Source organism: Laspinema palackyanum D2c (assembly GCF_025370875.1).
GTDB classification, from domain to species: domain Bacteria; phylum Cyanobacteriota; class Cyanobacteriia; order Cyanobacteriales; family Laspinemataceae; genus Laspinema; species Laspinema palackyanum.
The window spans coordinates 36,092-61,784 of sequence record NZ_JAMXFD010000019.1 but is presented as its reverse complement, the minus strand read 5'-3'; the positions used below and the strand labels follow the sequence as shown (position 1 = coordinate 61,784).

General features: G+C 48.5%; 18 protein-coding genes. 11 read left to right on the top strand and 7 right to left on the bottom strand.

Annotation, left to right across the window (positions count from 1 at the left end; genetic code table 11):
- Positions 1-32: 32 nt before the first annotated feature.
- The 4 genes from NG795_RS19740 to NG795_RS19725 all read left to right on the top strand — a co-directional run bounded on the left by NG795_RS19740 (position 33) and on the right by NG795_RS19725 (position 6,161).
- Positions 33-1,388 (top strand): response regulator, encoded by a 1,356-nt coding sequence (locus NG795_RS19740; RefSeq protein ID WP_367290360.1) that lies wholly within the window; start codon positions 33-35, stop codon positions 1,386-1,388.
- 548 nt (positions 1,389-1,936) lie between these two features.
- Positions 1,937-3,508, top strand: a complete 1,572-nt coding sequence (locus tag NG795_RS19735; protein ID WP_367290359.1) for a CheR family methyltransferase — start codon at positions 1,937-1,939, stop codon at positions 3,506-3,508.
- An 11-nt stretch (positions 3,509-3,519) separates the two neighbouring features.
- Positions 3,520-4,578 (top strand): chemotaxis protein CheW, encoded by a 1,059-nt coding sequence (locus tag NG795_RS19730; RefSeq protein WP_367290358.1) that lies wholly within the window; start codon positions 3,520-3,522, stop codon positions 4,576-4,578.
- A 257-nt stretch (positions 4,579-4,835) separates the two neighbouring features.
- Positions 4,836-6,161, top strand: a complete 1,326-nt coding sequence (locus NG795_RS19725; protein ID WP_367290357.1) for a methyl-accepting chemotaxis protein — start codon at positions 4,836-4,838, stop codon at positions 6,159-6,161.
- Between the two features lie 69 nt (positions 6,162-6,230).
- Here NG795_RS19725 and NG795_RS19720 read toward each other — a convergent pair whose 3' ends face one another.
- Positions 6,231-6,428 (bottom strand): hypothetical protein, encoded by a 198-nt coding sequence (locus NG795_RS19720; RefSeq protein WP_367290356.1) that lies wholly within the window; start codon positions 6,426-6,428, stop codon positions 6,231-6,233.
- Positions 6,429-6,627: 199 nt separating this feature from the next.
- On the opposite strand from NG795_RS19720, the gene NG795_RS19715 reads away from it, so the two are divergent.
- The gene (locus NG795_RS19715) at positions 6,628-8,076 is read left to right on the top strand and encodes a HAMP domain-containing methyl-accepting chemotaxis protein (protein ID WP_367290355.1); all 1,449 of its coding nucleotides are present in this window, start codon (positions 6,628-6,630) and stop codon (positions 8,074-8,076) included.
- Between the two features lie 227 nt (positions 8,077-8,303).
- Here the strand turns inward: NG795_RS19715 and NG795_RS19710 are convergent, their stop codons facing one another.
- Positions 8,304-9,017, bottom strand: a complete 714-nt coding sequence (locus NG795_RS19710) for an NnrU family protein (protein WP_367290354.1) — start codon at positions 9,015-9,017, stop codon at positions 8,304-8,306.
- 561 nt (positions 9,018-9,578) lie between these two features.
- Here NG795_RS19710 and NG795_RS19705 point away from each other — a divergent pair.
- From NG795_RS19705 to NG795_RS19695, 3 genes are all read left to right on the top strand, one after another.
- A complete protein-coding gene (locus tag NG795_RS19705) occupies positions 9,579-10,589 on the top strand; it encodes a LysR family transcriptional regulator (protein ID WP_367290353.1) in 1,011 nt (336 codons plus the stop codon).
- 100 nt (positions 10,590-10,689) lie between these two features.
- Positions 10,690-12,087, top strand: a complete 1,398-nt coding sequence (locus tag NG795_RS19700) for a protein kinase domain-containing protein (protein ID WP_367290352.1) — start codon at positions 10,690-10,692, stop codon at positions 12,085-12,087.
- A gap of 239 nt (positions 12,088-12,326) precedes the next feature.
- Positions 12,327-13,391, top strand: a complete 1,065-nt coding sequence (locus NG795_RS19695; protein ID WP_367290351.1) for a PstS family phosphate ABC transporter substrate-binding protein — start codon at positions 12,327-12,329, stop codon at positions 13,389-13,391.
- A 229-nt stretch (positions 13,392-13,620) separates the two neighbouring features.
- Here NG795_RS19695 and NG795_RS19690 read toward each other — a convergent pair whose 3' ends face one another.
- On the bottom strand, positions 13,621-14,187 hold the full coding sequence (locus NG795_RS19690; protein ID WP_367290350.1) for a hypothetical protein: 567 nt from the start codon (positions 14,185-14,187) through the stop codon (positions 13,621-13,623).
- Positions 14,188-14,649: 462 nt separating this feature from the next.
- Complete coding sequence (locus NG795_RS19685; RefSeq protein ID WP_367290349.1) at positions 14,650-15,387, bottom strand: DUF72 domain-containing protein; 738 nt, start codon at positions 15,385-15,387, stop codon at positions 14,650-14,652.
- 143 nt (positions 15,388-15,530) lie between these two features.
- Here NG795_RS19685 and NG795_RS19680 point away from each other — a divergent pair, with 143 nt between their 5' ends.
- Positions 15,531-15,959 carry a DoxX family protein gene (locus NG795_RS19680; protein ID WP_367290348.1) on the top strand — a complete coding sequence of 143 codons (429 nt, stop codon included), beginning with the start codon at positions 15,531-15,533 and terminating at the stop codon, positions 15,957-15,959.
- Positions 15,960-17,559: 1,600 nt separating this feature from the next.
- Positions 17,560-21,207, top strand: coding sequence for an ATP-binding protein (locus NG795_RS19675; RefSeq protein WP_367290347.1), 3,648 nt, complete (start codon positions 17,560-17,562; stop codon positions 21,205-21,207).
- 87 nt (positions 21,208-21,294) lie between these two features.
- Here the strand turns inward: NG795_RS19675 and NG795_RS19670 are convergent, their stop codons facing one another.
- Together NG795_RS19670 and NG795_RS19665 are read right to left on the bottom strand one after the other, a co-directional pair.
- A complete protein-coding gene (locus tag NG795_RS19670) occupies positions 21,295-22,134 on the bottom strand; it encodes a Crp/Fnr family transcriptional regulator (RefSeq protein WP_367290346.1) in 840 nt (279 codons plus the stop codon).
- A gap of 128 nt (positions 22,135-22,262) precedes the next feature.
- Positions 22,263-22,430 carry a hypothetical protein gene (locus tag NG795_RS19665; protein WP_367290345.1) on the bottom strand — a complete coding sequence of 56 codons (168 nt, stop codon included), beginning with the start codon at positions 22,428-22,430 and terminating at the stop codon, positions 22,263-22,265.
- A gap of 179 nt (positions 22,431-22,609) precedes the next feature.
- On the opposite strand from NG795_RS19665, the gene NG795_RS19660 reads away from it, so the two are divergent.
- Positions 22,610-23,458, top strand: coding sequence for a DALR anticodon-binding domain-containing protein (locus tag NG795_RS19660; protein WP_367290344.1), 849 nt, complete (start codon positions 22,610-22,612; stop codon positions 23,456-23,458).
- 527 nt (positions 23,459-23,985) lie between these two features.
- On the opposite strand, the gene NG795_RS19655 is transcribed toward NG795_RS19660, so the two are convergent.
- Positions 23,986-24,858, bottom strand: a complete 873-nt coding sequence (locus NG795_RS19655; RefSeq protein ID WP_367290343.1) for a Cof-type HAD-IIB family hydrolase — start codon at positions 24,856-24,858, stop codon at positions 23,986-23,988.
- Positions 24,859-25,693: the final 835 nt, after the last annotated feature.

Below are 25,693 nucleotides of genomic sequence, written 5' to 3'. Positions count from 1 at the left end.
GTGATGGAAAATCGACTCAAGAGCGGCTACTTATGATATTGGAGTCTTTAGGCTGTGCAAAAATTGCTGGGGAGTTAGCCGCGCTAATGCAGCAAAAAGTGACCGGGACATGGCTCGTTGTCGCTCAAGAATGCACTGGATCTTATCAACCCCCTGATCCAGGGGCTAAGCCCCTTGGCGATCGCCCCCCAGGGAAACCGCATCAGTGTTCAGGGAAAGACCCCTTGACCCGGATGAGTGAGACGGCTTTGCCCACCGTTCCTCAAGGTAAGGCTCCACTATCCCCTCGGTGCGCCGGGGAACGCCAGTGGCGATTTTACCTCGTCATGGGCCGGTTACTCTACATTACTGAAAGTGTTCACCGGGTCCGGCGGTGGTCCAGGGCCTTGCGACAACACTGCCCCAAGTTCGTGGTCGATCCCAAAGATGTCGCCCAGGGAGAACCCTGGGAATTTCAACTTCTGAAACCGGGAATGGACCAACATCTGCTCAGTCCCACTCATGCCAAAGCGCTGATTCGCACGAGTAGTTTAGAAGCCTTATTCAACCTGGCCAGCTATGCCAAAATTAGCACCCATTGGCATCCCCAGGCCCTGGAGTCTTTCCAGATCCCCGGCAACATCGCCCTATCCGCGTTGGATGTGGCCCAAGTGTTTCAGAAGGCCGAACAGCTCTGGGAACAGTGGGAACAACTAGGGTTACACTACATCAGCCCAGACTTGTCCCCGGTCTTAAGTCATCCCACCCAGCTCAAACAACAAGTCAGTTCCCAGTCATTTTTGACCCTCAACACTCTCTTCAACGGGGAAAATACGATTTGGGATCTGGCGATCGAGCGCAAACAATCCATCGTGGGCGTGACCCGAACTTTACATCATTTCGTGGAACAGGGTAAAATCTCTCTCCAAGCCGTGTCAGATTGGCCTTCACCTCTGGAACAGTGGCGCATTGTTCGGGCGGCAGTAGCCCCCAAAAAACCCTTGATTGCTTGCATTGATGATAGTCCCCTGGTTTCAGAGGTCCTCGCGCGTATCCTCCAACCTGCCGGTTACGAGACGATCGCCATTCAGGACCCCATGCAAGGGGTGGCCATCCTCTCGGAGAAAAAGCCGGATTTTATCTTTTTAGATCTGGTGATGCCCCAGACGAATGGCTATAATCTTTGCAATTTTTTACGGCAAAGCCACCTCTTTCGCGAGACTCCGATTGTCATCCTCACCAGTCAGGATGGCATTATTGACCGCACCCGGGCTAAATTAAATGGGGCTTCCGATTTTCTCAGTAAGCCCCCCGAGGCGGAAAAGGTGCTGCAAATGGTTGAAAAATACCTGAAATGCTCCGATCGCCCCAACCCCCTCTCTGACATGGGTTTTCCGGCGCTGGCATGAGGGACTCCCCGGGCGATCGCTCCTTTGTGAACTCGCTCTCCCCTTCAGGGTTGTTGCGGATCGACAAGGGTGCTCACCGCACCCAGACTCCAGCATCTGCACGGGCGATCGCTTCCTGGCTTCATTTCCGATTGGCACGAATCCCCAGAAAACGGTTATAACAATGGAATAAGCTGCTTACTCTAGCAATCCTAAATAATTTGTAACCCAAGGAGCTGTTCTTGGAGGCTCGCACTCCAAGGTTTTCGGGTCCTAGATCCATGACCCAACTGATTTAGGACTGCTCTAACCCGATACCTGCTCAGTGGATACCTTCCTTCTCTCTGCTCATCTAACCCGATTCAGGGCAAAATAAGAATGGGTTCATTTGAACCGAACCCAAGCCCAACCCACCCCGGCATTCCATTGCGATCGCACCCCTCCCCCCTGAACCAGTTTGGAGGAATGCTACCCCCTAAACGGCCAGGGTTCCTCCCATTCCTGGGATTCGCCTTTCTTCAGACAGCGTTCTACACCCATAGCTTGCGTCTCAAGGTTTATATAAATAAATGAGTGAAGCTTTAATACAACTTTTTGTCCAACTAATTTCTAACTATACGGGTTTGCGAATCAGGACTCAAGACCGAGAGGCTTTATGTCGTAAACTGGGTTCTCGGATCCGTGCGCTTAAATTATCCTCCCCCGAGGATTATTATAAATTACTCCAGGAAGGGATCAACTCCAATAATTCCTTTTCAGCAATCGCTGCTCAAGGAGAATGGAGAACCTTGATCACCCTTTTAACCACAGGTGAAAGTTATTTTTTTCGAGATAGCGGTCAATTTTGGCTTCTAGAAAATGTCCTGCTACCGGAAGTGATTGCTTATCAACGCCAAGTTAGGAGTTCAGATTCAAACTCCAAACCCTCCCTGCGGATTTGGAGTGCGGGATGTTCCACTGGTGAAGAACCCTACTCTCTGGCAATTCTGCTGACCCAACTGATTCCCGACTGGGAAAATTGGAATCTTTTTATCTTAGGAACGGATATTAATCACGAGTCTATTGAGCAAGCCAAACAAGGACTATATAGCCCTTGGTCATTTCGCATGGTAGAACCCACGCGCCTGCCCCAATATTTCCAACAACGCAAGAACCAGTGGAAATTAGAAGAAAAATATCGCAAGTTAGTCACCTTTCGGGTGGGTAATTTAGCCCGCGATCGCTTTCCAGACTCTACCAGTGACCTGGCTAATTTCGATTTAATTATCTGTCGCAATGTCTTTGTCTATTTTGACTTCCCAGTGATTGGTGAAATAGTCGAAAAATTTGCCAACACTCTGCGATCGGGCGGATACTTGATTACGGCTCATGCGGAACTGCACGGGCAGAACTTGGACCAGCTTAACCCGAAAGTGTTTTCCCAGTCCGTGGTATATCAGCGTCGAGATCACTCTTCCGTTAAAATCCCTGTTTCTCACTCCTCTCAAGGGTATAACCTCCCGTCCTCCAGACCCTCCCCCTCCTTAATCTCCACCTCGGTGAAATTAGAGACCCTCAACAACAAAGTCAACCGACATAAAAATCAATCGCCGCTTTATCCTTCCAGCACCTCTTCCTCAGACCTGACTTTTAAAAACTCTGACGTCACTCTGCTGTTGCAGAAGGCTGAAACGCTTTTTAAAGCAGACCGCTTAGACGAATCACTCCTGACTTCGCAGCATATTGTTAGATTGCAGCCTCGACATTTTCAAGCCTATTATCTGATTGCTAAAATTTATGCCAACTTAGGAAACTATCACCAAGCCGAACGGTATTGTCAACAAGCTATCTCCATTGATGGTCTGGCGGTCGAGCCTTATTATATCATGGCTCATATTGCTGAAGAAAAAGGCGACCTGGACCGGGCCAAATATTGGTTAAAGCGGATTCTGTATCTGGTGCCCCTTTCTATAGGCGCTTACTTGGAATTGGCGGCCATTTATGAACGAGAATCGGACTTGAAAAGAGCCAATAAAATGCGGAGAACAGCCTTAGATATTTTAGGAAATTTACCGACAGATTACTCGTTGGAACATTTAGATAAAATGAATTTAAGCGAATTAAAAGATTATCTGATTAAGGCGATTCAAACTCAGGACTAAAGCGGGAGAACATGAACGTGAGCGACCATCACTCTTATTTAACATTTAGCTTAAATGGGTCACGGTATGGGGTGACAACCAATGCGGTGCAAGAAATATTTTTCTTACCGACATTAACTCCCATTGATGAAGCCCCTCGGGACATTGTGGGACTGTTGAATCTGCGGGGAGAAATTTTACCCGTCATGGATTTAAACTTACGTTTCTTTCAGCGATCGCAAGATTACCAGATTACGGATAGCATCATCGTCATCGAGTGGCAAACCGTCAAAGTCGGGCTGATTGTCAACCAAGTTCATGAAGTGCAAGAGATCCCCTTGGAGGCGATCGCCCCCCAAATTGCCTATGGACGACAAAACGACACCCCCTACCACCATTACATCACCGGGGTTGCCAAGAACCTTTCCGAATTGGTGATGCTGCTCGATCCCGAACAATTAATTGCATACACCGATTCCGCTGAAAACCTCCCCACTGCACTCAACGGTTCAGGGATACCCGCCACGGAGACCCCGGTTCAGAAAGACCGGCGATTCTGCCCCCATGCCACCCCGTCCGAAATGGCCATCTTTCAAGAGCGGGCCGACAATTTAATGAAACTCAGCGAAGGCGAAGACTTTACCGGATTGATGCCGATCGCCGTGATTGGACTAAACGATGAATACTTCGGTCTGGATCTGAACGTGGTGCGGGAATTTACCGACATTCGAGAAATCACCCCGATTCCCTGCTGTCCCAGCCGGATCATCGGCAACATGAATCTCCGAGGTGAAATTGTCACCTTAATCGATATTCGCGAAACCTTAAACCTCCCCATGATCCGTGCCATTGATGGCAGTAAGGTGATGGTCGTTCATATCGATGAACTCGTTGCGGGGATTGCCATCCAGGAAGTCTGTGACGTCATGTATCTACATCCGTCCAAAATTGCTCCCGTACCTGCCGCCATTCACTCTGCCAATGATGAATACCTCCGGGGTACAGCACCCTATCGCGAGAAAATGATGAGCTTGCTCGATCTGCCTAAAATTCTCACCCAAGGAGAATTAGAAGTCAATGAAGAACCCTAATCGGTTCTGAAGTCGGACTCGATGATTTCCTAACTCTTGTCCGAACAGAACCGTCTTGGGGGAGACTCGACCCGAGCACCCTGCCTGGGTGTCCCACCCATCAGGGGCCTCTTGTCCCCCAATTCCCCCCAATGAGTGTCCGGCAAATCCCCCTCTGGTGTGAGTTTTAATCGCATATTCTTTCTTCTGAATTCTGGATTCACGGGTTTAATGAATGAATAATCACAAGATGTTTTGTTGGTTGCACCGACGGACCTATGTTCAACCCGTTAAAACTAAAAACCCGTATTTTACTGGGATATTCAGTGCCGTTATTGCTGTCCCTTGGCTTTGCCGCCGGGATTTCCTGCCAGACCCAGACCCTCCAACAAATACTGGATACCGATGCAGCAGGACAACAAATCCTGGACAACTCGGAACGTATGGTTTCTGGCCTTTCCCAGATGCAGCGTTATAGTGCCAGCTTTTTAGTCAATCCCGAAGGTGATTTTTTAGTTGAATACGAAAAAAAATCTCAATTATTTGAAGAGGCCATTGAGTCCCTGAATGGCCAGATTGAAAATCCAGATTTGCAAATTCGCTTAGATAAAATCAAAGAGTTAGGAAATCAAATCGATAGTTTGAATCGATATTTGATGACTTTAACCCAAACTCAAAAAAGAGACCAAGCCATGAGGGCGTTTGCAGCGGCGGAAAGTCATAATCTTTCCCTAGAAATCACCCAAGCGCTGGAGGATTTTCTGGCGGTTCAGAACCAGATTCAAGGGTCTAAGGCCGATGGCACTCATCTTGCGCTCATGGCATTAAATGAGTGGGTGTGGGTGGGGAGTGTGGTTTTAGTTTTGTTCACCCTGGCTATTTCTACAGCCTGGACTTATCGAATTGTCGAGGCGATCGCCCATCCCCTGCTGTCCCTCCAATCTACCGCTAAGGAAATCACCCATAACATCTTAGTCAGTGAAAGCCTCTCGACTCATCAATCTGCTGACTTGAGTCAAATCAACACCGTCCTGGAAAGCTTAACCCAATCCGCTAGTCTCCATGCTCAAGAGCTCGAATCCACCCAGGTTCAAGTCGCCCAAATAGAAGATAAAATGCTCTCTTTCAGAGGTCATTTGGGCAAAATCTATGGACTCACCCATCGGGTGACGGATTTAGCCTCTCAAACCAATCTGTTAGCACTTCATGCCGGGGTTGAGTCCCAACGACCGGGATTGGAATGTCACTGTCTGGAGGCCGTGGCGACAAAAATGCGAACCTTAGCTAACGAAACCAAAAAATCCGCCAAGCAAGTCAATACCCTAGTCACTCAACTCAAAATTGAACCCCATGCTGTGGCGATTGAACTGGAAGAATCCGAGCCCAATGTGGAACCGATTTGGAGTGCGATCGCTGACCTGGCAATCCAGACTCGGGCTATTTCCAAGGCAAGTCAGCAGCAAGCTACGGCGATTCAACAGGTGTTTGATGCCCTGGAATCTCCCGCTCAAAGCGCTCGGGAAACGACTCAGACTTTAAGCGAAACTAAAATCCGCCTTCAAAAACTCAACCGTGACGCTCATCAGTTGTTTGACCTTTTATAACCCGATTCTTGGTTGGGAGCATTTCAACTCATTTGGTCCCGTTTAACTCTTCAACTTCAGCCGTTATTCCTAATTTTTAGCCCCAAAGCAGGGTGCATCTTTTTCTTCCGGGATTGGGTAGCGATCGCCTTTTTGATAACTCGGTTTTCTCTCTTTTCCCAGCACAGAACTGTATCCCGGTCCCTGGACCTCAAGCCCTTGTCCGTTGCTGATTTGGACCCCTGCACGATACAGCGCGTTTCCACCGGGAATGAGCGCCTCCTTCAAGGAGCGAACCCTCCCAGGAACCTTTAAACCGATCCCGCATCGAAACGGGAAAGATTAGACTTTAGGTATCACTAGATACTCTGGACCAAGGCAAAACAAGCAAGTTGAGGCTAAGGTAAAACCAGAATTATCAGGTGAACCGTTGCTGAGTGCCGATTTAACAGAGTCTCAGTGCATCCCCAATTTGAGGACTAAAAATATGAGGTTAGGGCGAAAGCTTTATATAGGATTCGCGATTCCTACCCTGTGTTTGGCCGGGTTAGGGATTTATTCCCTAATTTCTTTTGCCAATATCGACCGACAAGTCGAAACGATTTATGATGATCGCGTCGTGCCGTTACAGCAGTTAAAGGTAATTTCTGATGATTACGGAATCTCGGTGATTGATGCGGTGAATAAGGCGGATCAGGGCTTGTGGACAATGGAACAGGCGTTCCAATCGGTGAGAACTGCTCGCGATCGCATAGAAGACAACTGGCAGGCTTATCAAGGGACTCAACTCACTCCCGAGGAGGTCAGACTGATTCGGGAAGTGGAGCAATTGTTCATTCGTGCCGATCGCGATATTGAACGTCTCCAACTGGCTTTGCAGACTGGAGACCGGGCGAGTGTCAGCGAATTTAATGGCTATCTCTATAACGTGATTGACCCGCTCACGGAGAAAATCAGTGAGTTAATTAATTTACAGTTGGAAATTGCCCAACAAGAACGGGAAAAAGCAGCCGAGGTGTACCAACGCACGCAAATTATTTTTATTCCCTTGTTGTCCCTGGCTTTATTGATTGGTTCACCCCTGGGTTTTGCGATTATCCGAGGGGCGATCGCCGCGACCCTGACCGATATCATCAATACTCTGGCGAGCACCTCCACTCAAATTGCCAGCGCCACCACAGAACAGGAACAGATTGCCCAACAGCAAGCAGGATCCGTACATCAAACCAGTATCGCAATGGAACAATTAAATCGGTCTGCTGCTCAAGCGGCTGATCAAGCGATCGCCTCGGCGACTGGGGCCAAACAAGCCCTCACCCTGACTGGATCCGGGACTCAAGCGGTCGATCGCACCCTGGAGGAAATGACCAAACTCAATCACACCGTAGGGGTGATGCGATCGCGGGTGGATGAATTGAGCCAACGAGCCAATCAAATTGGTGCGATCGCCGGACTCGCTAGTGATTTAGCTAGTCAAACCCGCGTGCTCGCTCTCAATGCAGCCGTAGAAGCAGCTCGCGCCGGAGAACAAGGCAAAGGATTTGGGGTCGTTGCTACGGAAATTCGCAAATTAGCCGATCAGAGTCATCGATCTGCCGAAAAAATCAATCTCCTCGTCACCGACATCGAAAAAGCCCTCAAATCCACCGTCCTCGCCAGTGGCGAAAGTTCCGAAAGCGTCGCTGAAGGTATCCGCATCGTTGGGGAAACTGCCGCCACCTTTGAAGGGGTGCGAAATGCCATTAATCAAGTCGCCGTTAATGTCTCCCAAATCTCGCTCAATAGCAAAGAACAAGCCACTGCCATCCAGCAAGTTCTCACGGCGATGAACGACCTGAATCAAGGCGCTTCCCAAAGTGCCACGGGGATTACTCAGGTCAAAATTGGCACCCAACGACTGAAAGAAGCCGCTTTGCATCTAAAGTCCGTGGTTTAATAACTTATTCCTTGTAACCAGGAACAAAAAGACGCTCCCAGTTCTCAACAGAGCGTCTTTCTCATGAATTCAGAGTTCCCGGTGCTGGTGCCGTAATCCCCTTTATTCATTGAATATTCCTGCAAGTCATGGGGGTACAACTCAACGCCGCGAGTCTGGATTTAAAGGCCATTATTTAACCCTTAAACCCCACTTCTGTGATGTTTCTGGGTTCCCCCATTTCCCTGTTACCAAGGAACATTACTCGTGGCCCTCATTAAGAAGGGGTGCGCCCACCAGAAACCGAGGGTAAACAGGGTGACACCGAGATATGCGGGACGTAGAAATTCATCCCATTTGAGGGTTTGGCGACCCTGGGCGATCGCCAGAAAGGGAATCACTGAAGTCCGAGCTTTGACGGCATCAAAGGCTTCTCCATATCGGGCTTTCATGCGCCGATCGCCATGCCAAACCGCAAATAAATGGTGCAACACCAAGCCAATGGAGGTCACCAAGGTAAAGGAAGTCCCAATCCACAAAGTATGGGCCAGGCACCAAATCACTTGACCCACCATTTGGGGATGGCGACTAATTCTGATAATTCCGGTTTCAAATAAGTGGACTTGAGGCTTGGCGATCGCCGCCACTTCTAACAAATTAAACGTCGCCGGGTAGAGAAACAGAAACGAAATCCCCGAGAGGGTCCAGACCAACGGCATCACCCCAGGCACGCCCTGAACTTGCCACAGTTGTAGGCCATCGTAGCGGTGGTTAAAGAAATAAATAATCAGCACCACGGCAAAGGGGAGACTCACCAGAGCGAATAAAACTCGGTACAATCGGGGGCCGATGAGTTGTTCCCCCCGAGGGCGCAGGGCGGCTAATCCACTATGGGCGATCGCGAACCCAAACAACAACCCGATCATTATAAAATGGCTAGAAGTCAACCAGTCTGAGAACATCCCAAGCTTTTTCCCACTGCAAATATCCAACTCCAACGGACCCTTTGCGATCCCTGACCCGGCTGGTTCAGATTGCCACAGATGCCGGAACGAGTGCTTAGGCTCGTCAGAGGTGAAAAACATTTTAAGGCATCCCCTAACAAAAAGCGATGGGGGTTTTATCCTCTGGGGGTGGATTCTATATCCAACTGACCGATGAATCATCCCGTTATGGGTGGGTTCGTCAGTTCAACTATAAGATAAACTGAGTCAGTTATCCGATCTCCATTAGCAGGGGATCATAATTTTTGACAGAGGGGATCGCACTCTCTGCTTTGACGGGATCGCCGATCGCCATCTAGTTTTGCTTTTATCTTAGATAAGGCTATCTCCGGCGATTTGGTAAACTCCACTACAACCTGACGACTGATTATCCAGGACTAGAATGGCAAGTTATGCTATTTTCCCTCGCCCGCCGAGATTGATTCATCCCATAGCAATATTGGACCTGCCCATTCCCTGTCCATTGATGTTAATCCGTCGGTTGCCATCAGACCCTTTGCCCCTTTCAGGTTTAGCAGTATGTCCGATCTACCTTTCACTTTAGATCAGTTACGCATTCTCAAAGCGATCGCCGCTGAGGGCAGCTTTAAACGTGCGGCAGATAGTTTATACGTTTCTCAGCCCGCTGTCAGCCTACAGGTGCAAAACCTAGAGCGGCAGTTAGATGTCCCACTATTCGATCGTGGGGGGCGTCGCGCCCAACTAACGGAAGCTGGACACCTCTTGCTCAGTTATGGCGAAAAAATTCTGACCCTCTGTCAGGAAACCTGTCGCGCCATCGAGGATTTACAAAATCTTCAAGGAGGCACCTTGATTGTCGGGGCTTCCCAAACCACCGGGACCTATCTCCTGCCTCGGATGATTGGGATGTTTCGGCAGAAGTACCAGGATGTCGCGGTGCAATTGCACGTTCATTCCACCAGGCGGACTGCTTGGAGTGTCGCGAATGGCCAAATTGACCTGGCGATCGTTGGCGGTGAAGTCCCCCCGGAACTCCAAGAGTCCCTAGAAATCCAGCCTTATGCTGAAGATGAACTGGCTTTGATTCTGCCGGTATTTCATCCCTTTGCCAAACTCGAAAAAATTCAAAAAGAAGACCTTTATAAGCTACAGTTCATCGCGCTGGACTCCCAATCGACTATCCGCAAAGTCATTGATCAAGTGCTCAGTCGTTGTGATATTGATACCCGCCGTCTCAAATTAGAGATGGAACTCAATTCGATTGAGGCGATTAAAAATGCGGTTCAGTCTGGTTTAGGCGCGGCTTTTGTTTCGATTTCTGCCATCGAAAAAGAGTTACAAATGGGCATTCTCCACCGCGCCACCATTGAGGGGGTTGTGGTGAAGCGAATGCTTTCGGTGATTTACAATCCCAATCGGTATCGCTCTAAAGCTGCCGAGGCGTTTAGTCAAGAAATTTTACCCCAGTTTTCAACTCAACCTTGGGTAGATAGCTCAATAGAAAAACCCTTAGAATTTATGGAGGTAGAACCCCTTAAACCCGTTTCCACCAATTCAACGATTAGCTAAACAAGTTTTAGATTTTAGATGACCCGATTGGAGAAGGCTGCTCAATCAACTTGATTCATCTGAAATCTAAAACCTGTTCAGAAAAATTACGGCATTTGATATGGAAATTTACTGCACTCGTCCGGGCTGCTTGCGTCCTCAAAATAGTTTTGCAGATCTCGATGATATGACGACCCTCAAAACAATCCAGCAAAAATTTTGTATCACTTGTGGGATGCCGTTGATTTTAGATGGTCGGTATCTCCCGGTGCGTTTACTGGGTCAAGGGGGCTTTGGGGCGGCTTTTCTGGCTCGCGATCGCCGCACTCCAGCAATGCGAACCTGTGTAGTCAAACAATTTCAACCGGCCGGAGATCTCGGTCCCCAACAGTTGGCGATCGCCCATACCCTCTTTGAACGGGAGGCCGAAGTCCTCGATCGCCTCGGCAACAAACACCCCCAAATCCCGGACTTAATGGCGTTTTTTCCCTTAGACATTGCTAGTCAAATTCCCGGCCAAAAAGACCAATTTTTTTATTTAGTTCAAGAGTTTATTGAGGGTCAAAATCTCGAAGAAGAATTAAAATCGCAAGGAAAATTTTCCGAGGAACAAGTGCGGGAGGTATTTGTCGAAATCCTGAAAATTCTCTCTTTTGTTCATGAAAATAATACCATTCATCGGGATATTAAGCCCTCGAATATCATGAGGTCCCGAACCAATGGTCGCCTCTATTTATTAGATTTTGGGGCAGTCAAACAAGTCACCCAATCCCCCAGCATAACGAGCAGTGGACGCTCCACCGGCATTTATTCAATGGGGTTTGCTCCGCCCGAACAAATGGCAGGGCGCACCGTATTTCCCTCGACGGATTTATATGCTCTAGCGGTGACTTGCATCATGTTACTCACGGGAAAAGAACCCCAAGAGTTATTCGATGCCTACAGCAATGAATGGAATTGGCGAAGTCAAGCGACCCTCAGCGATCGCTTCGCCGATATTTTGGACCGCCTCCTCCTCTCTACCCCCAGTCAGCGCTTCCAAGGAGCCCCAGAAGTCCTAACCGCCCTCAATTCTACCTCCCCATCCCTCATTTCCCCCCAATCCCCCCCATCCCCCCAATCCCCCCCATCCCCCATTTCCCCCCCATCTTCCCCATCTCCCCCATCCCCCCACTTCTCCACCCTAGAAGTCTTACGAGGAGCAGCCTTTACCGGATTTGAAGGGGGCCTACTGTTAATCATGTTACAAAGCTTAGGATTAGCACCAGCGATCGGCACGATCGCCTGGTTAGTGATATTAACTGCCCTGATTTTCGTTCAATCTCGTCGGTTTATTGAAAAGTATGATTTACTCATCCTCGCGGTTGTCACCTTTGGGATTATCTTCTTCATTCCGCCTTTTAATCAGGCATTTTTCTGGGAAGCTCTCATATTTATCCCAATTTTTGCCAGTTGTTGTGCCGTCGCATTTACCGCACTATTTCGTCTAATTTCTAAACTTCTTAGCCAGTTTTTATAGCCATTTTTATTAGAATTAGGTATCATGTTATCCAAAGTAAAGCCTATTTAATATTACTCAATAAAATGTGAGAAAACTTCTACAAACATCTTCAAAATCTCAAACCCTAGATTTTTTCCTTTAATTAGCCAAGTGAGCATAACCTCAAATATAGTTTTAAACTTAACCCTCATTCCCCGAAACCATTCCCACTTTATCTGACTCCATCTCTCCACCCTAACCCCGTTTAATTATCAGTAATGTCCCTGAAAAACGAAACAACAATTTTGGTCCTAACCCTGCTAGTTACCGTCAGTTTAGCTGGGGGAATTATCTGGGGGTTAATCCGAGGATTCGGCACACCCTTTGAACCCGATAATTTAGCCTCGGAAGGCATTTCCTCTCCATCTCAGACCCCCTATCGATTCGATCCTGATGCTAGAATTGGCAGTTTTGCTGAGGTTCCTAACCTGCCCTCGGGACTAGCAACTTATGGCGGTAGCACCACTTGGGCACCGATTCGGGGAACCGTGGATCCGGTGATTCAAATGGTTCTGCCCCAGTTTAAATTGCGCTATACCCAACATCCGACGAGACCCTCCGGTTCTGGAACGGGAATTGAGATGATGTTAGATAATCAGCTAGTTTTTGCTCAATCCTCGCGCTCAATTCGAGAAGAAGAACAGCAGAAAGCTAAACAATTAGGATTTACTCTAAAAGCGATTCCAGTTGCCCTAGATGGAATTGCAGTAGCAGTCAATCCCGACTTAAATATTCCGGGATTAACCTTAACTCAACTTCAACAAATTTATACAGGGGATATCTGGAATTGGAGTCAATTAGGAGGACCAGATGTGGAGATTGTCCCCTATTCTCGGCGTCCGGAAAACAGTGGCACCATTGAATTTTTCCGGGAGAATGTGATGGGTGGGGAGGCATTTGGGAGCAATGTGCAGTTTATGCCTACCACAACCCTAGCATTACGAGAAGTCGGCAATAGCCTGGGGGGCATCTACTACGCTTCAGCCCCGGAGATTGTCGGACAATGTAGCGTGACTCCCATTGCGATCGCCGGAAAAACTAATCGCCTGATTCCCCCCTATCGAGAACCCTTCGTCCCCGCCGAAGATTGTCCAACCAGGCGAAATCAACTCAATGCCGCAGCCTTTCAAAGTGGGGAATATCCCCTCACTCGCCGCTTATTTGTCATCATCAAAGAAAACGGTCAAATTGATCAACAACTCGCTGAAGCCTATGCTGCACTCCTCCTCACGGAACAGGGACAAGCTTTAATCGAACAAGCGGGTTTTGTGAGGATTCGTTAATCAACCCTTCCATCACTGTCGATTAGGAATTCATGACAATTGTGGAACTGCAAAATACCTTTTGATAATTTTATGCAGTTTTTAGACAAAGGTCTTTAAAATCCGCTATAGCTGCCCATTTACTCGAAGTAAGTAAACCTTTTTACTACAGCATAAAACTATTTTGTCAGAGGTCTATTGTTTATTTATTCATGATTAAAACTCTTAAAGTTTGAAATGGCGGGGATGCCTATTTAAACCCTCTTAGGTAGCGCGCAATATATTTTTGTGCCCGTTCAATATAATAAGGTGAAAAAAGAGCTTCATAATCTTGCTTGACTAATGCCATAGCTCGCTGCATCCGTTCATGGCCAAAAACAATAAACTGGGCTGTTGATGCTGCATAATATTCACGCTTTGAGTCTTTTACGTTATTTTTAAACGCATTTTGGTAAAGCAATCGAGCGGCTCGAAGAAAGGCTTTTTCTTCCTCATCAAATTCAATTTGACCTTCACTGGGGAAAAAGAATTCTGTGCGTTTCATAAAACCTATAACTAGATTCATGCATTCATGGGTCTGCTCCATAGACAAGCATTCTTTATCTCCGCGACGGAACGCCCATTGAGTGCAACCATTGACCACTTCTAATGCCCGTATTTTGCTAAATTTATCTAGGGTTTTATCAGGAAACTTTTCCACCTCTTCAATATGCTCTTCGATGAGCTGCTTAAAAAAGGGAAAATCTTTTTGAATAAACTCTTGTAATTCTTCAATCTCGGCTAGATTTTCCCAGTAAATTGTGCGTTTTATTTTCATATTTAAAACTTGAGTAACTCACGGATATCGTCGGGTTTGAAATGATTTTCCAATAAAATACAAATTTAACCTCGGTTCCCCTCATTCTTCGATAGATGGATGCTTTTAACCTGCTCTCAAGAGCCAAGAGCAGACAACCGCTTCTGCATGGTTCGCAGTTTTCGCAAGTCCGCTGCTCGTTTACAACGTTCCCATCGTTCTTTAGGGATAGCAATGGGGTTAACCAGCTTATCATGTCTGGGGGTCAAGGGACAGGTAGAAGTAAGCCGCTTCAAACCAGACTTCTTTGGTTAATCCTGCTTTTAGACACCACGGGCGTTGTGTCAAGTGATTATATCCTTTTCTACCACAGGTCGGTTGTTGCCGAAAATACCAATTTCCTAACATCGATGGGGAGGGACTGCCTGCCCCAAAGCCTGAAAGCCTGCTATCACATTAGCCTGCAAGTCGCGGATAAACTTGTTAAAAAGTCCCATTCTCCACAAAAGTTTTTAACTTAGAAGCATTCCTCACTGCATTTCCGCCACCGTCATTGTTGAAATAGACAAAGGCGCTGTGCCCCTGAGTTTCCCACTCCCAAAGACGGGAAGCCCACCAGGACAAATCCTCATCCGAGTAGGAGCCTCCGTAGAGGGAATGGGGATCGGGACCGTGAAGCCTTACATAGACGAAAGGTGCGGTGGCGCGAAGGATGCAAGGCAGGTGCGCCCCGCTCATTACACAGTAAGCTACTCCAAAGCGTTCCAGGAGGGAAAATACCTCTTCTATGTGCCAGCTTGGGTGTCGGAATTCGATCGCCACTCTGATCCAGGGGGGTATTTGTTCTAAAAAGTAGGCTAGGCGGGCAAAGTCGTAGCCGAATTGGGGAGGAAGCTGGACAAGCAGAATACCTAGGCGATCGCCCAGGCATTCGAGTCCCCTGCCTATCCGTGCCAACCAGTTTTCTGGCGAGTAAAGACGCTGGGAATGTGTTAACCCACGGGGCGCTTTTACAGTCATCAGAAATCCTTCAAGGAGGCGGTGCTGCCAGTTAGTAAAGGTCTCATCTTGGGGCCATCGATAGTAAGTGCTGTTAACTTCGACGGTTTGATACTGCTGGATATAGTAATCCAGCCGGGAACGCGGCGCTAACTGGTAGGGATAAAGCACACCTTCCCAATGTTGATAACTCCAACCTGAAGTGCCGATGCAAATCGTCATTGCCTTTACTCCAACGTAAATTGTGTTTAGGTGTGAATTTTAAACTTTTACTTTTTTGGGAAGCGCCTTTGTAATAATACTCAAGGTAGAGGTAACGATCAACAAAGATTGCTACGGTTGGCTTAAGTTCTCTCTCTGACGCTATGACTTCAAACAACACCACGCCCAATCGGCTTAAAGAAATTCTCCGGGTTGTCTTATCGGTAGCTATTATCGGAGTAGGCATTACACACTTTACTCACCCCGATCAATATGTCAGAATTGTGCCGCCTCAATTACCTTACCCGACTGAGTTGGTCTACATTAGTGGATTTTTCGAGATTTTAGGAGGAATTGGCTTACTCATTCCGTTTGTCAGCGTTGCGGCTGCCTGGGGACTGATTGCTCTGTTTGTCGCGGTTTTTCCCGCTAATATCAATCAGGCGCTTAATAGTATTCCCATTGAAGGTATTCCTCATCATCCTTGGCTTTACTGGGTTAGACTGCCTTTTCAGGCTGTGCTAATTGCTTGGGCTTGGTGGTACACTCAAAAACCCGATGAACAACCGGGTTTTTTTAAAGAACAATTATAGCTTTTGATTCTCTGGCGAACTCTACCCAGGAGCTTAGGCCAAATGATTGATAAATTGATTTTAATAGCATTACACCTCTTGCCAAAAAATAGGGGTTATGCTTAAAAGTCTATTCCAGTTTAGGTGACAGGTGGAATGAATCAGCTAATGAGCAGTGCATTTCGCTAGGATTGCACCCCTCCCTAGAGAATGGATCAAGTCTTCTAGGGTAGCATAAAATTGTTTTGCAAGCCGTCTAATACCCAATTTGGGTCTCGTAAGTCTACAAATTTTACTCAAGCGTGAGATACAAAAGTTTCACCCTTTCTTACAATGGCTTTCTACCCAAAACTTCTAGCAAATCCGGTGGTCCAAGCTCTATTTACTCTTTAGCCCCCGCAGGAGAGGCTCCGTTCGGATAGCCTTACCCTGTCTGGGTGGGGGTTGTTGCTGAGCTTCTTGATCCGGCAACACTTATATTTTGTGCCTCTCAGGTTGTCTAACTTGTCCGGTACTTACCCCCTAGCCACCAGTACAGGTGGGTTTACACCATTTTTGGGGGAAATTCGGTTTTTTTTCTTAAGCCAAGATTAGACAGGCTTTGAACGCCAAAGCCCTATCTTGAAGGCTGGATCTTTGGCTTAAAAGCGCCCGATTTAGTATGATATAGGGCTGCTGTAGATGGTTTCAGAGGAGGGGTTTATAAGATAGAATCCGGGGAGAAAAAACTTCATTTAAACACTGAAGGTTGTCGTGAATTTGTATGCTCCTCGCTTCAGCAACAGTTTATTGCGAACAGTTGGATGGGAAGCATTGAGCAGAATTTTACAATCCGGGAAGTTGCTAGTACAATGAGAACCCCGAATCATTCCAGTCGAAGATGCTCGTCAAGCAACAGGAGAATTTCCTTGACTCTATCGGGGGGTAACTTGGCCCACTCCTTGCCCCTTTTGAAGTCAATTTGATCCAAGGTGACAGATCCGGGTTGCTAAACTGAGATAGGTTGCGGAGGAGGTGATGGCAATCCGATCGCCTCTTTCAAGAAGGGGAAAGTCCCGAAAGGGTGGGGAAAACAACTCATCTGCCAAAGGGCGACTCGTCCCCGTGAACTGCGGTGCAATGAATTGAGGAAATTGCTACCGCCGAAACCTGGACCTGCACTAGATTAGAAGAAATCCCCTCCGGTTTAAAGCCCCTTCTTCTAAGTCGGGGCTAAATGGAGTACAGTAAAGATTGAGGAGATGGTAGGGGTCGGAAAGTTCAGGTGGGTTCGCATTATGGTGTCGGAGGCGATCGCCTCAAACCTGAACATTTTTCCTAGTCCCTAGGTCATGTAGACCAGCGTCGAGGCGATGGGCAAGGGTAAAAAGGGTGGGTGTTGTGGGTACAATTTGTTAACTTATTTTGACAATCGGTTGACGAATTACCCCAGCTTTTATGCTTACTGTCTAGGGTAAAATTTTACTTTTTTTTGTAAAGAAACATTACATTTAAAGTTCTTAGGGCAATCCTTTAAATACTGCGGATCAGTTAGGGAATCATTAACTTAGTCAAACCCCAAATTGAACAAATCGGCCCAATTCTCTCTAAACCTATGAAAACTCCAAATTCTAAAATAAATATGAATCATCGTTTACCCAGCCAAATCATCCTATATTTGGACCGGGAACATTTGTTGTCTTTATTTCAACTGCTGCGCCATGCCCTAGAAAGCAGCGGGTGGTTACGGGCTTTATTAGTGGTGGGAGACAATTTAGAACGGTGTCAAACACTACAAGAAATTTGGTATAAAACTGGGCAGAGGATTCCAGAAAAGGTCGAATCGGGAGTCGGGACATATCCGGTAAAAACGGCAAAGACGCCAAACCGATTCTCCCTAGCTGAAGTGGAGGTGCAATCCATGCCGAATGCTTCCAGTCAGCCGAACTATCCCCTGGGCAAGCCCCAACGATTTGCGCCGGTTCCGGTGATTGCCCTGGGGGGAGTGGAAACGAGCATCCTGGCCCTGAGTTCCCATCTGAACGTCTGGATTCAAGTGGAACTGGAGCAAGCTCACCCAGAGAAAGAATTTGCAGCCGTTGAAGAAGGGAATGAGCCGCGTAGTAGAGTCTCAGTCGTGTTCGATCCAGAGGCGATCGTTCAGTTGCTGCGAAGCTCAACCCTGGCGACAGCAGTCCCTCACTGTTCCGGTTTGGAAGCGGTGGATCTAGAAAATGATGAGCGGGTATTGCGGCGGTTTTGGTTACATACGCTCCATTTAATTTCTTCCCAAGACTCGTCCATCGCCGATGCCCAAGAGAGTGCTAACTTGGTCGAGTCTAACCCGTTAGGGGAGAGGACGGCTCAAAACCTGCGATTTTCCCGGGGGAGAGAGGCTTTGCGATCGCCTGTAACCCCTCAGCAAACTCAAGACTGCATCGCTCAACCGTCATCCTGGATCTCATTTCCCAATCCCGGCTTTGATGAGATGTTTTGGGACTGTCCCACGGGAATTGTTTATCACAGCATTGATGGCGGGATCGTCAAAGCCAATCCAGCCTTTTGTCAAATGACGGGGTATAGTCCCAGTCAACTGCGCTATTTAGATTCCCGGGCGATTTCCTATCCCGAAGATTTCGCGGCACTGTTGCGACTGATTCAACAAATGGTGCGAGAGGGAGTCAAACGGCAAACCCTACGCCAGCGTTACATCTGCGCCAATGGTTCCTTGTTGGCGGCAGAGGTAACCCTCTGCCTGGTGGGGGAAGAAGAGGACGAGAGCTATTTTATGACCTTTGTCACGGATTTGAGCGATCGCGCCCGCGCCGAACAGGAAATCCAACAGCGGCGATCGCGGGAAATGCTCCTGAGTCGAATTTCTGCTAAAATCCGCTCCACTTTCGATCTGCCCACCATTTTAAAACTCGGGGTCCAGGGTCTCCGACAGGCCCTAGACACCGATCGCGCCCTTGCCTTTCAGTTTTTAGCCGATGGCAGTGGCGTTTGTATCGCTGAAGATGTACAAGCGCCTTATCCATCCATCCAGGGGCAATGGCTTCCTGCGGACTGTATGCCCCTTGCCCATCGCGATGCCTATCGCAATGGACATCTTGGGTCAGTTCCCGATATTCAGAGTGCCGCCCTGAGCGATTGCTATCGAGAAATGCTCAACCAATTTCAAGTCCGCAGTTTTATGGGAGTCGCCATTGGGCGGCATAAGGAAGATTCTATTATACCCGATAATCTGGGTATGAGAGAACTACAGAACTCGACTGCGGAAATCTCAGAGATTGACGCCAATGTTTTCAAAACAACGAGTGTTTCTAGCCTGTGGGGATTGCTGGTGGTCCATCACTGTCATGGTCCCCGACAATGGACGACGGACGAAAAGCAACTGGTGCAAGCAGTCGCCACTCAGATGGCGATCGCCATCGAACAAGCCAATCTTGTCCAACAATTACGCACCTACGCTCGGGAACTGGAAGATCGGGTACAGCAGAGAACTACTACCCTAGCGCGATCGCTCCAATTCGAGCAACTGATTCGCCATTTAACCGAAACCCTCAGCAGTGCCACCGATGAAAACAGTGTAATCAGTGCCGCTGTACAAGGGATCGTGGAAACCCTCGGCGTGGATAGCTGTCATGCCCTATTATGGGATGAGGAACAAGAGGTATATCAGGCCCAGGCATCGTTTCTCAACCCCCTTTCAGAAAAAGCGTTGCCCGTTGCCACTCGCTTGGACTTTAATCAGCTCTCCTCGGACTGTCGTACTGTCCTTTTACAGGGGGAACCTTGTGTTTTAGATGCGGTGAATTGTGAGGAAATTGGCGATCGCCTCCTACCTGGGGATGAAAATTTCCACGAGTCCACCCCAAACCGATTTTTCCAACAAACTCTAGTCCCGATCGCGGATGATAGCGGTTCCATCGGCGCGTTAGGCATCATTCAGCCCCAACACAAAGACTTGGATAGCGACGAGATCGAACTGGTGAAGCAAGTCGCCAAAGTTTGTGCGATCGCCATTCGCCAAGCCCGCCTGCTCAGAAAAGAACAGTCCTCCCGGCTGAGTGCGGACTACTTTCGGTCTTTTCTGCGTCAATCCAGTGATATCTTTGTTGAATATGACACCCAACTGCGTTATCTATCGATTAACGCCGCAGGTGCCGCCTTCTTCGGTCTCACTCGCGAACAGATTATCGGAAAAACCAATCAAGAACTGAGCGCTAACGCTGCTGAGGCGATCGAACCCCTGTTGTGTCATGTCTATGAAACCGGCGATCGCGTTTTAGTCAGTCACGAGATTAATTTCCCCATTGGCAACAAAACCGTAGAAACCGTGTATTCTCCCATCTCCGACGAAACCGGAGCCATCCATCGGATTATTGCGATCGCCCGAGATGTGAGCGAATTTCGTCACCAATGGCAGCGCCTGCAAGAGCAAAATCAAGAACTAGCCGCCATCAACCGTCTCAAAGAAGAGTTCATTGCCACCACCTCTCACGAACTCCGCACCCCCTTAACCGCCATTCTCGGCTTCTCCAGCGTCCTGCTAGAGGAATCCTTCGGTTCATTAAACGGTAAACAAAAAATTTACCTAGACCGGATTCATACCAGCGGACAACATTTGTTATCCCTGATTAATGATATCCTTGACCTCTCCCGAATTGAAGCCGATCGCCTGGAACTCGAACCCCAACTTGTTTATATTTGCGATATTTGTCAGGGTCTCGTCAGCTTGATTCAAGAGCGAGTTGCCAATCACGGCTTGCAGTTTCAGATGGAAGTAGACCCCTCCCTTGAATGTATGGTGGTTGACCCGCGCCGGATCAAACAAATGCTCCTTAATCTTCTCACGAATGCGATTAAATTCACCCCAGAAGGTGAGGTTGGGTTGAAAATTTATCGGTCTCGTGACCCCGAAACATCCGACGGGTGGGATGGGGAGTCAAACAGTGGAGACAAGGCGACCTTGAAGCCAGCGCGTCATACCCTCACTCGTCCTCATGATTGGATTCACTTTGTGGTCTGGGATACGGGGATTGGCATTGACGAGCGCGATCGTCCGAGGTTATTTTCTCCCTTCTCCCAAATTGATTCCTCTCTCACTCGCAAATATCAAGGCAGTGGTTTGGGGTTAGCCATTACCCGAAAATTAGTCGAACTCCACGGAGGATGGATTTCGGTTAGCTCTCACCCCAATCAAGGCTCGACCTTTAGCATCACCTTGCCGTTATACGAATCCGCCACCGAAATTCTCCTCGATGCCCTCAAAAATGGAACCGTCTAATCCGGAACTGGGTTCTTGTTGTCAGAACCCACACCCTTTCCCAATGGAATGCTACCCCCGGTGTGGGTTTAAACTGGCAAGAACCCGTTATCGGGGCGGTAACCCAATTAAGTGACTTTCCCCGACTCGAATCAACCCTTCCGCCCGTAATTTGCCCATTAATCGCGTCACGGTTACCCGAGTTGAACCGATCGCGCTGCCAATCTGAGCGTGAGTTAAATTCCAAGGCAGGTAATACCCACTCACCCCCTCTCCTTGTGGATCATCCCCAATCCCTTGACCATGTTCTTCAATCAGTAACGTCAAAAATCCCAACAGTCTGGCGATCGTCCGTCGCTGCCCCAAAATTCCCAGCCACAGCAGCTTGCGCTGGTGTTGATACCGAAACGCATCCAGGACCTGTTGTCGAAATAACGGCCACTGATCTAAATCCGGCCAGTACATCCACATCACAGCGGTTTGATCAATGTGAGCGTAGGCTTCAAAGGTAAAAAACGTCTCGCTGACTACTTCAAAGGGTTGCCCCTGGCTCACAAACCCTAAAAAAGTTTCGGCGTTTTCCCCTTTGTCTTCCCCTAGGACGGGGAGGGTATTGAGTTTCAAGCCTTGAGCCGGAAATTCCCCAGGGGTCGGGGAGAGCTTAGGCGATCGCGAAGGGGTGCCAACTGCCACTGGGGGTAAGTCGGTGTCAGAAAAATTATCCCCGGTCCTGTTCCGGGATGAAACCCGGAGGGAATTGGAGCTATCTTTGGTAACTCCCACCAACCGGACGGAACCGGATATCACTAAATATACTAATCCAGGACGGGTGGGAATTCGTTCTTCTTTCCGAAAGGTTCGACATCGATAATGTTGTTCAGCCCACTCCAAAATCGGTTGGTGAGTTAAAAAAGGCCGAGAGGGTTGGTCCGGTTCAGATGAATACATACCTAAAATTTTGGCAGGGTTTGGCTCGACGCACCAAAGCAGATGATGCGGTGGCGATGCAAATACTCCCTTTTCTCAAACGTCATAAACTGTTAAAAATCGTTGATAACGTTGACAATGAGTCGGGGTCAACCGCATAAAAATAGGCGGTTTTTGCCCCACCCGTAGCCTTCTCGATTCCCAGATGCTAAACCGACTCGCCCCTGAAACAGGGTGAAGGGAGGTAAGAGAGCACAGAGTTCAGAATAATCTGTTATCGGTTTGGAGCGATCGCCCTTGAAGAGTTCTCGGTTCATATAAAATAAGCTGGGATCCAAGAATTACGGTAGCCCATATTACTTACCCCCCTCAGACTTGTCCGGTTACTTTTTGCCCAGTTTTGTCCGGTGATGGATGGGCGAGCTTTCGGCGATCGAATGAGTCTGGGGACCCCACTGGACCCGATGAACTGACGCTCTCACCCCCTGACTGGATCATGGTTGAACCCTTGGCGATCGCCCCGCAACTTTTAGCCCGACTCCAACAAGCCATCCCCTCACCTTTGACTAGGCCCCAGTCTATCCCCCTCTATCGCGCCAAAGATTCCCAACGGATCCTTTATATTTCCCCAGTCGCCCTACAACTGGCGAAACAGGGGTCTATGCCCCTGATGGAAATTACCCAGGCGATCGCCCAGGGTTTCTCCGACTCCAGGCCCTTAAACCTAGCATTTCCCATTAGGGCCAACCACTGGATCCTGAGCGTGGTTCCTCCGGGCAAACTGTACCTAGAACTCACCGACCCTGGGATTGCGATTTGGTTACAACAGGCCCTCCTTTGGGACTTCCAACCGGACCCCACTCCGGACCCGGGACCCTTGCCCCCCTCGGGGTCCGCGGATTTATTTCCGATTCAGTATGCCCATGCCCGGTGTTGCGCCCTGTTACAGTTGGCCCACCGAGAGGGCCTGATTACCCTAAAAACCCCCGCCCATCCGGGTATGGGTTCGGTGACTGCACCAGACCCGCTCCCCTGGTTGGAGTCCCCAACCCACCTCAAGCCCCATCATCCTGCCGAACGCGCCTTAATTTCCCGGGCGATCGCCACCGTAGACGCCCTCAGTTTTCCCCTTTCTCCCACCCAAATGACTAGCCGATTTTCTGTTGCCACCCTCTTAAGTCAGGATTTCCTGACTTTTTACGCTCAATGTCAAATTTTGGGCTCTGTACAATCCCAGGACCCTGATTTAGCCCAAGGCAGATTGGGGTTGATTTTCATCACCCAAAAATTACTGAAACGCTTGCTAGAAAAAGACTTAAGCAGTTGGGCCCCTTGGGAACTTTAGCCCATAGCCCTCCGTCTGAGAAACTGAACTCAAAAAAATGTCACAAAATTCTCAAGAAAGTTTGTTGAGGGGGGTGACAAATCCGCTTGGGTTCGATATATTAACAGGTGTGTGAGGAGCGAACCAGATAAGGGCACCGAGACGAAACACGGCCAGTCGTCGGTGCCCTTTCTGCTGCAAATTTTTAAAACTCGACAAAAACCCACAGGTTTAGAGGAAAAATGGGGCCGTTTGTAGTAACGACTTCAGTCGTTATCTTCAATAGTTCGTAGTAACGACTTCAGTCGTTATCATCCCCAGCTTGTAGTAACGACTTCAGTCGTTTCCGCATTACTTGGCTGAAGCCAAGTAATGCCCTTGTCACGCCCTGCCTCCAGTCCCCAGCGCAGCAGGCGGTAGATCCTCGGATTGCTCGTGTTATGGCGTAAGCCATAACACGAGAGCAACGACAGCAAGTCGTTACTACAAACAAGAAGAAACCACTTCAATCGTGACACCGAATATCTTCCCCATCTCCCCTATCTGAGTTAGAGCAAAAAACGCTCGATCGCCCGGGCAACTCCTTCTTCTTCTACGGAGGGACTCACCCAATTAGCAACCGCTTTGACGCCCTCGGGGGCATTACCCATCGCCACACCGATACCGGCATACTCCAGCATTTCCACATCATTAAAATTATCCCCAATACACATGACGTTCCCAGGGGAGAGTCCGAGGAGATCTTCGGCTAGATAACGGACGGCAGCGCCTTTATTCACCGATGGATTTCCCGCTTCTAGGAAGGTGGTATGAGATTTGGTGAGGTAAAGTTCTGTCGGGGTATAGCGCAAGCTAAAGGCTTGCAGCAACTCGTCGATTAACGCCGTGTTTTGGCTGAGGGCGAGGAGTTTTGTAGGGGCAGATGCGGCGATGAGGGGTCGCAAGTCGCCATAAGGAATGGGTGTTACTCCGGTGCGATCGCCGTAAGCTTGGCTGTCTGCGGTAAGTTCGCGAACGTAGAGACAATCGTCGATATAGCAGTGAACTGAAAGCTGCGATCGCACAGTGGAGTCATCAAAGTAGTCTAATAATTCCAGGGCGATTTCCGATGCAACTGGGGTGTGGTAATGAAGGAGTTCAGTGGCGGGGTCTTTGATTAATGCCCCTTGGTAGGCGATTAAGGGTAAGGGGGAGAGAATTTCCTGGTGGAACCGGAGGGCGGATCGATACATCCGTCCCGTGGCGATCGCCACCGGGATGCCTTTTCGGTGCACGGTAGTTATCGCGTCTTTCACCGATTGGGTGATTTGATTGGAGACTCCGGCAATGGTGCCATCAATATCGAGGACCAGTAATTGGATATCAGCATTGGCGATCGCCGGTTCACCCAATTTGTACGGGTTGGTTACGGGAGTTGGCATAGCGAAGAAGGGTCCCTTGAGTGTTACGGATTGACCTATTCTCTGAGTATGGAAGCAGTCACCCCCCGATCGCAAGGGTAATTTTTCGCCCCTTGAGCATCGGTACAGCATGGGAGACAAGGCACAAGAAATAGGGTTTTTGGCTCAGATGAGGTGTTAATGACTACAGATTGTCTCCAGGAACCCGGTTTGGCGTTCCCATCCTGTACTCTGGAACGAGTACCGGGCGATCGCCTCGGGGAGAGAGTTAGGGGTTTTTCCGAATAAAGCCCTGAATCACCCCCCCTGCCCCCCAATTGCTGGGGTGATTTCCCGAGGTTATAGAAAGAGGAAACCCTCCCTTGCACCCGCCTTGCGATCGGCAAAATCCAGTCCTCCTGTTTCCCAACCAAAATGTTGTCCAACTTGGAGCGTTTTCTAGATAATTAAATTTTTATTAATTTCATAAACCCCTTGATCAATTGCTGATAAAATCAAATTATTATAGTTGAGCAAAATATTTTATATTAATCTGCAATCCGGAAAATTGCCGAAATTTTTCTCAATAAAACAAAGAGAGGAAGGGTTGACAGCATGGGTTAAAATGAGAATTAAAGGACTACTCAAGTCTTAAAACCGGCATAAACCCGACTCAAACCAAGAAACAATCACAGGCAAAAACCCCCCCCTCCCTGGGGGATTTCAGGGGAGAGACAGGACCCGACGAATGCCCGAGCGGATTTCAGGCCGACTCTACTTCATCATGGCGGACTCTCTCAGCAGGGCCGGGGATATGGATTGAAGAAATTGGCAATTTTAGAAAGCTCTGGAATATTGTTGCATTTTTTGAAGAAAT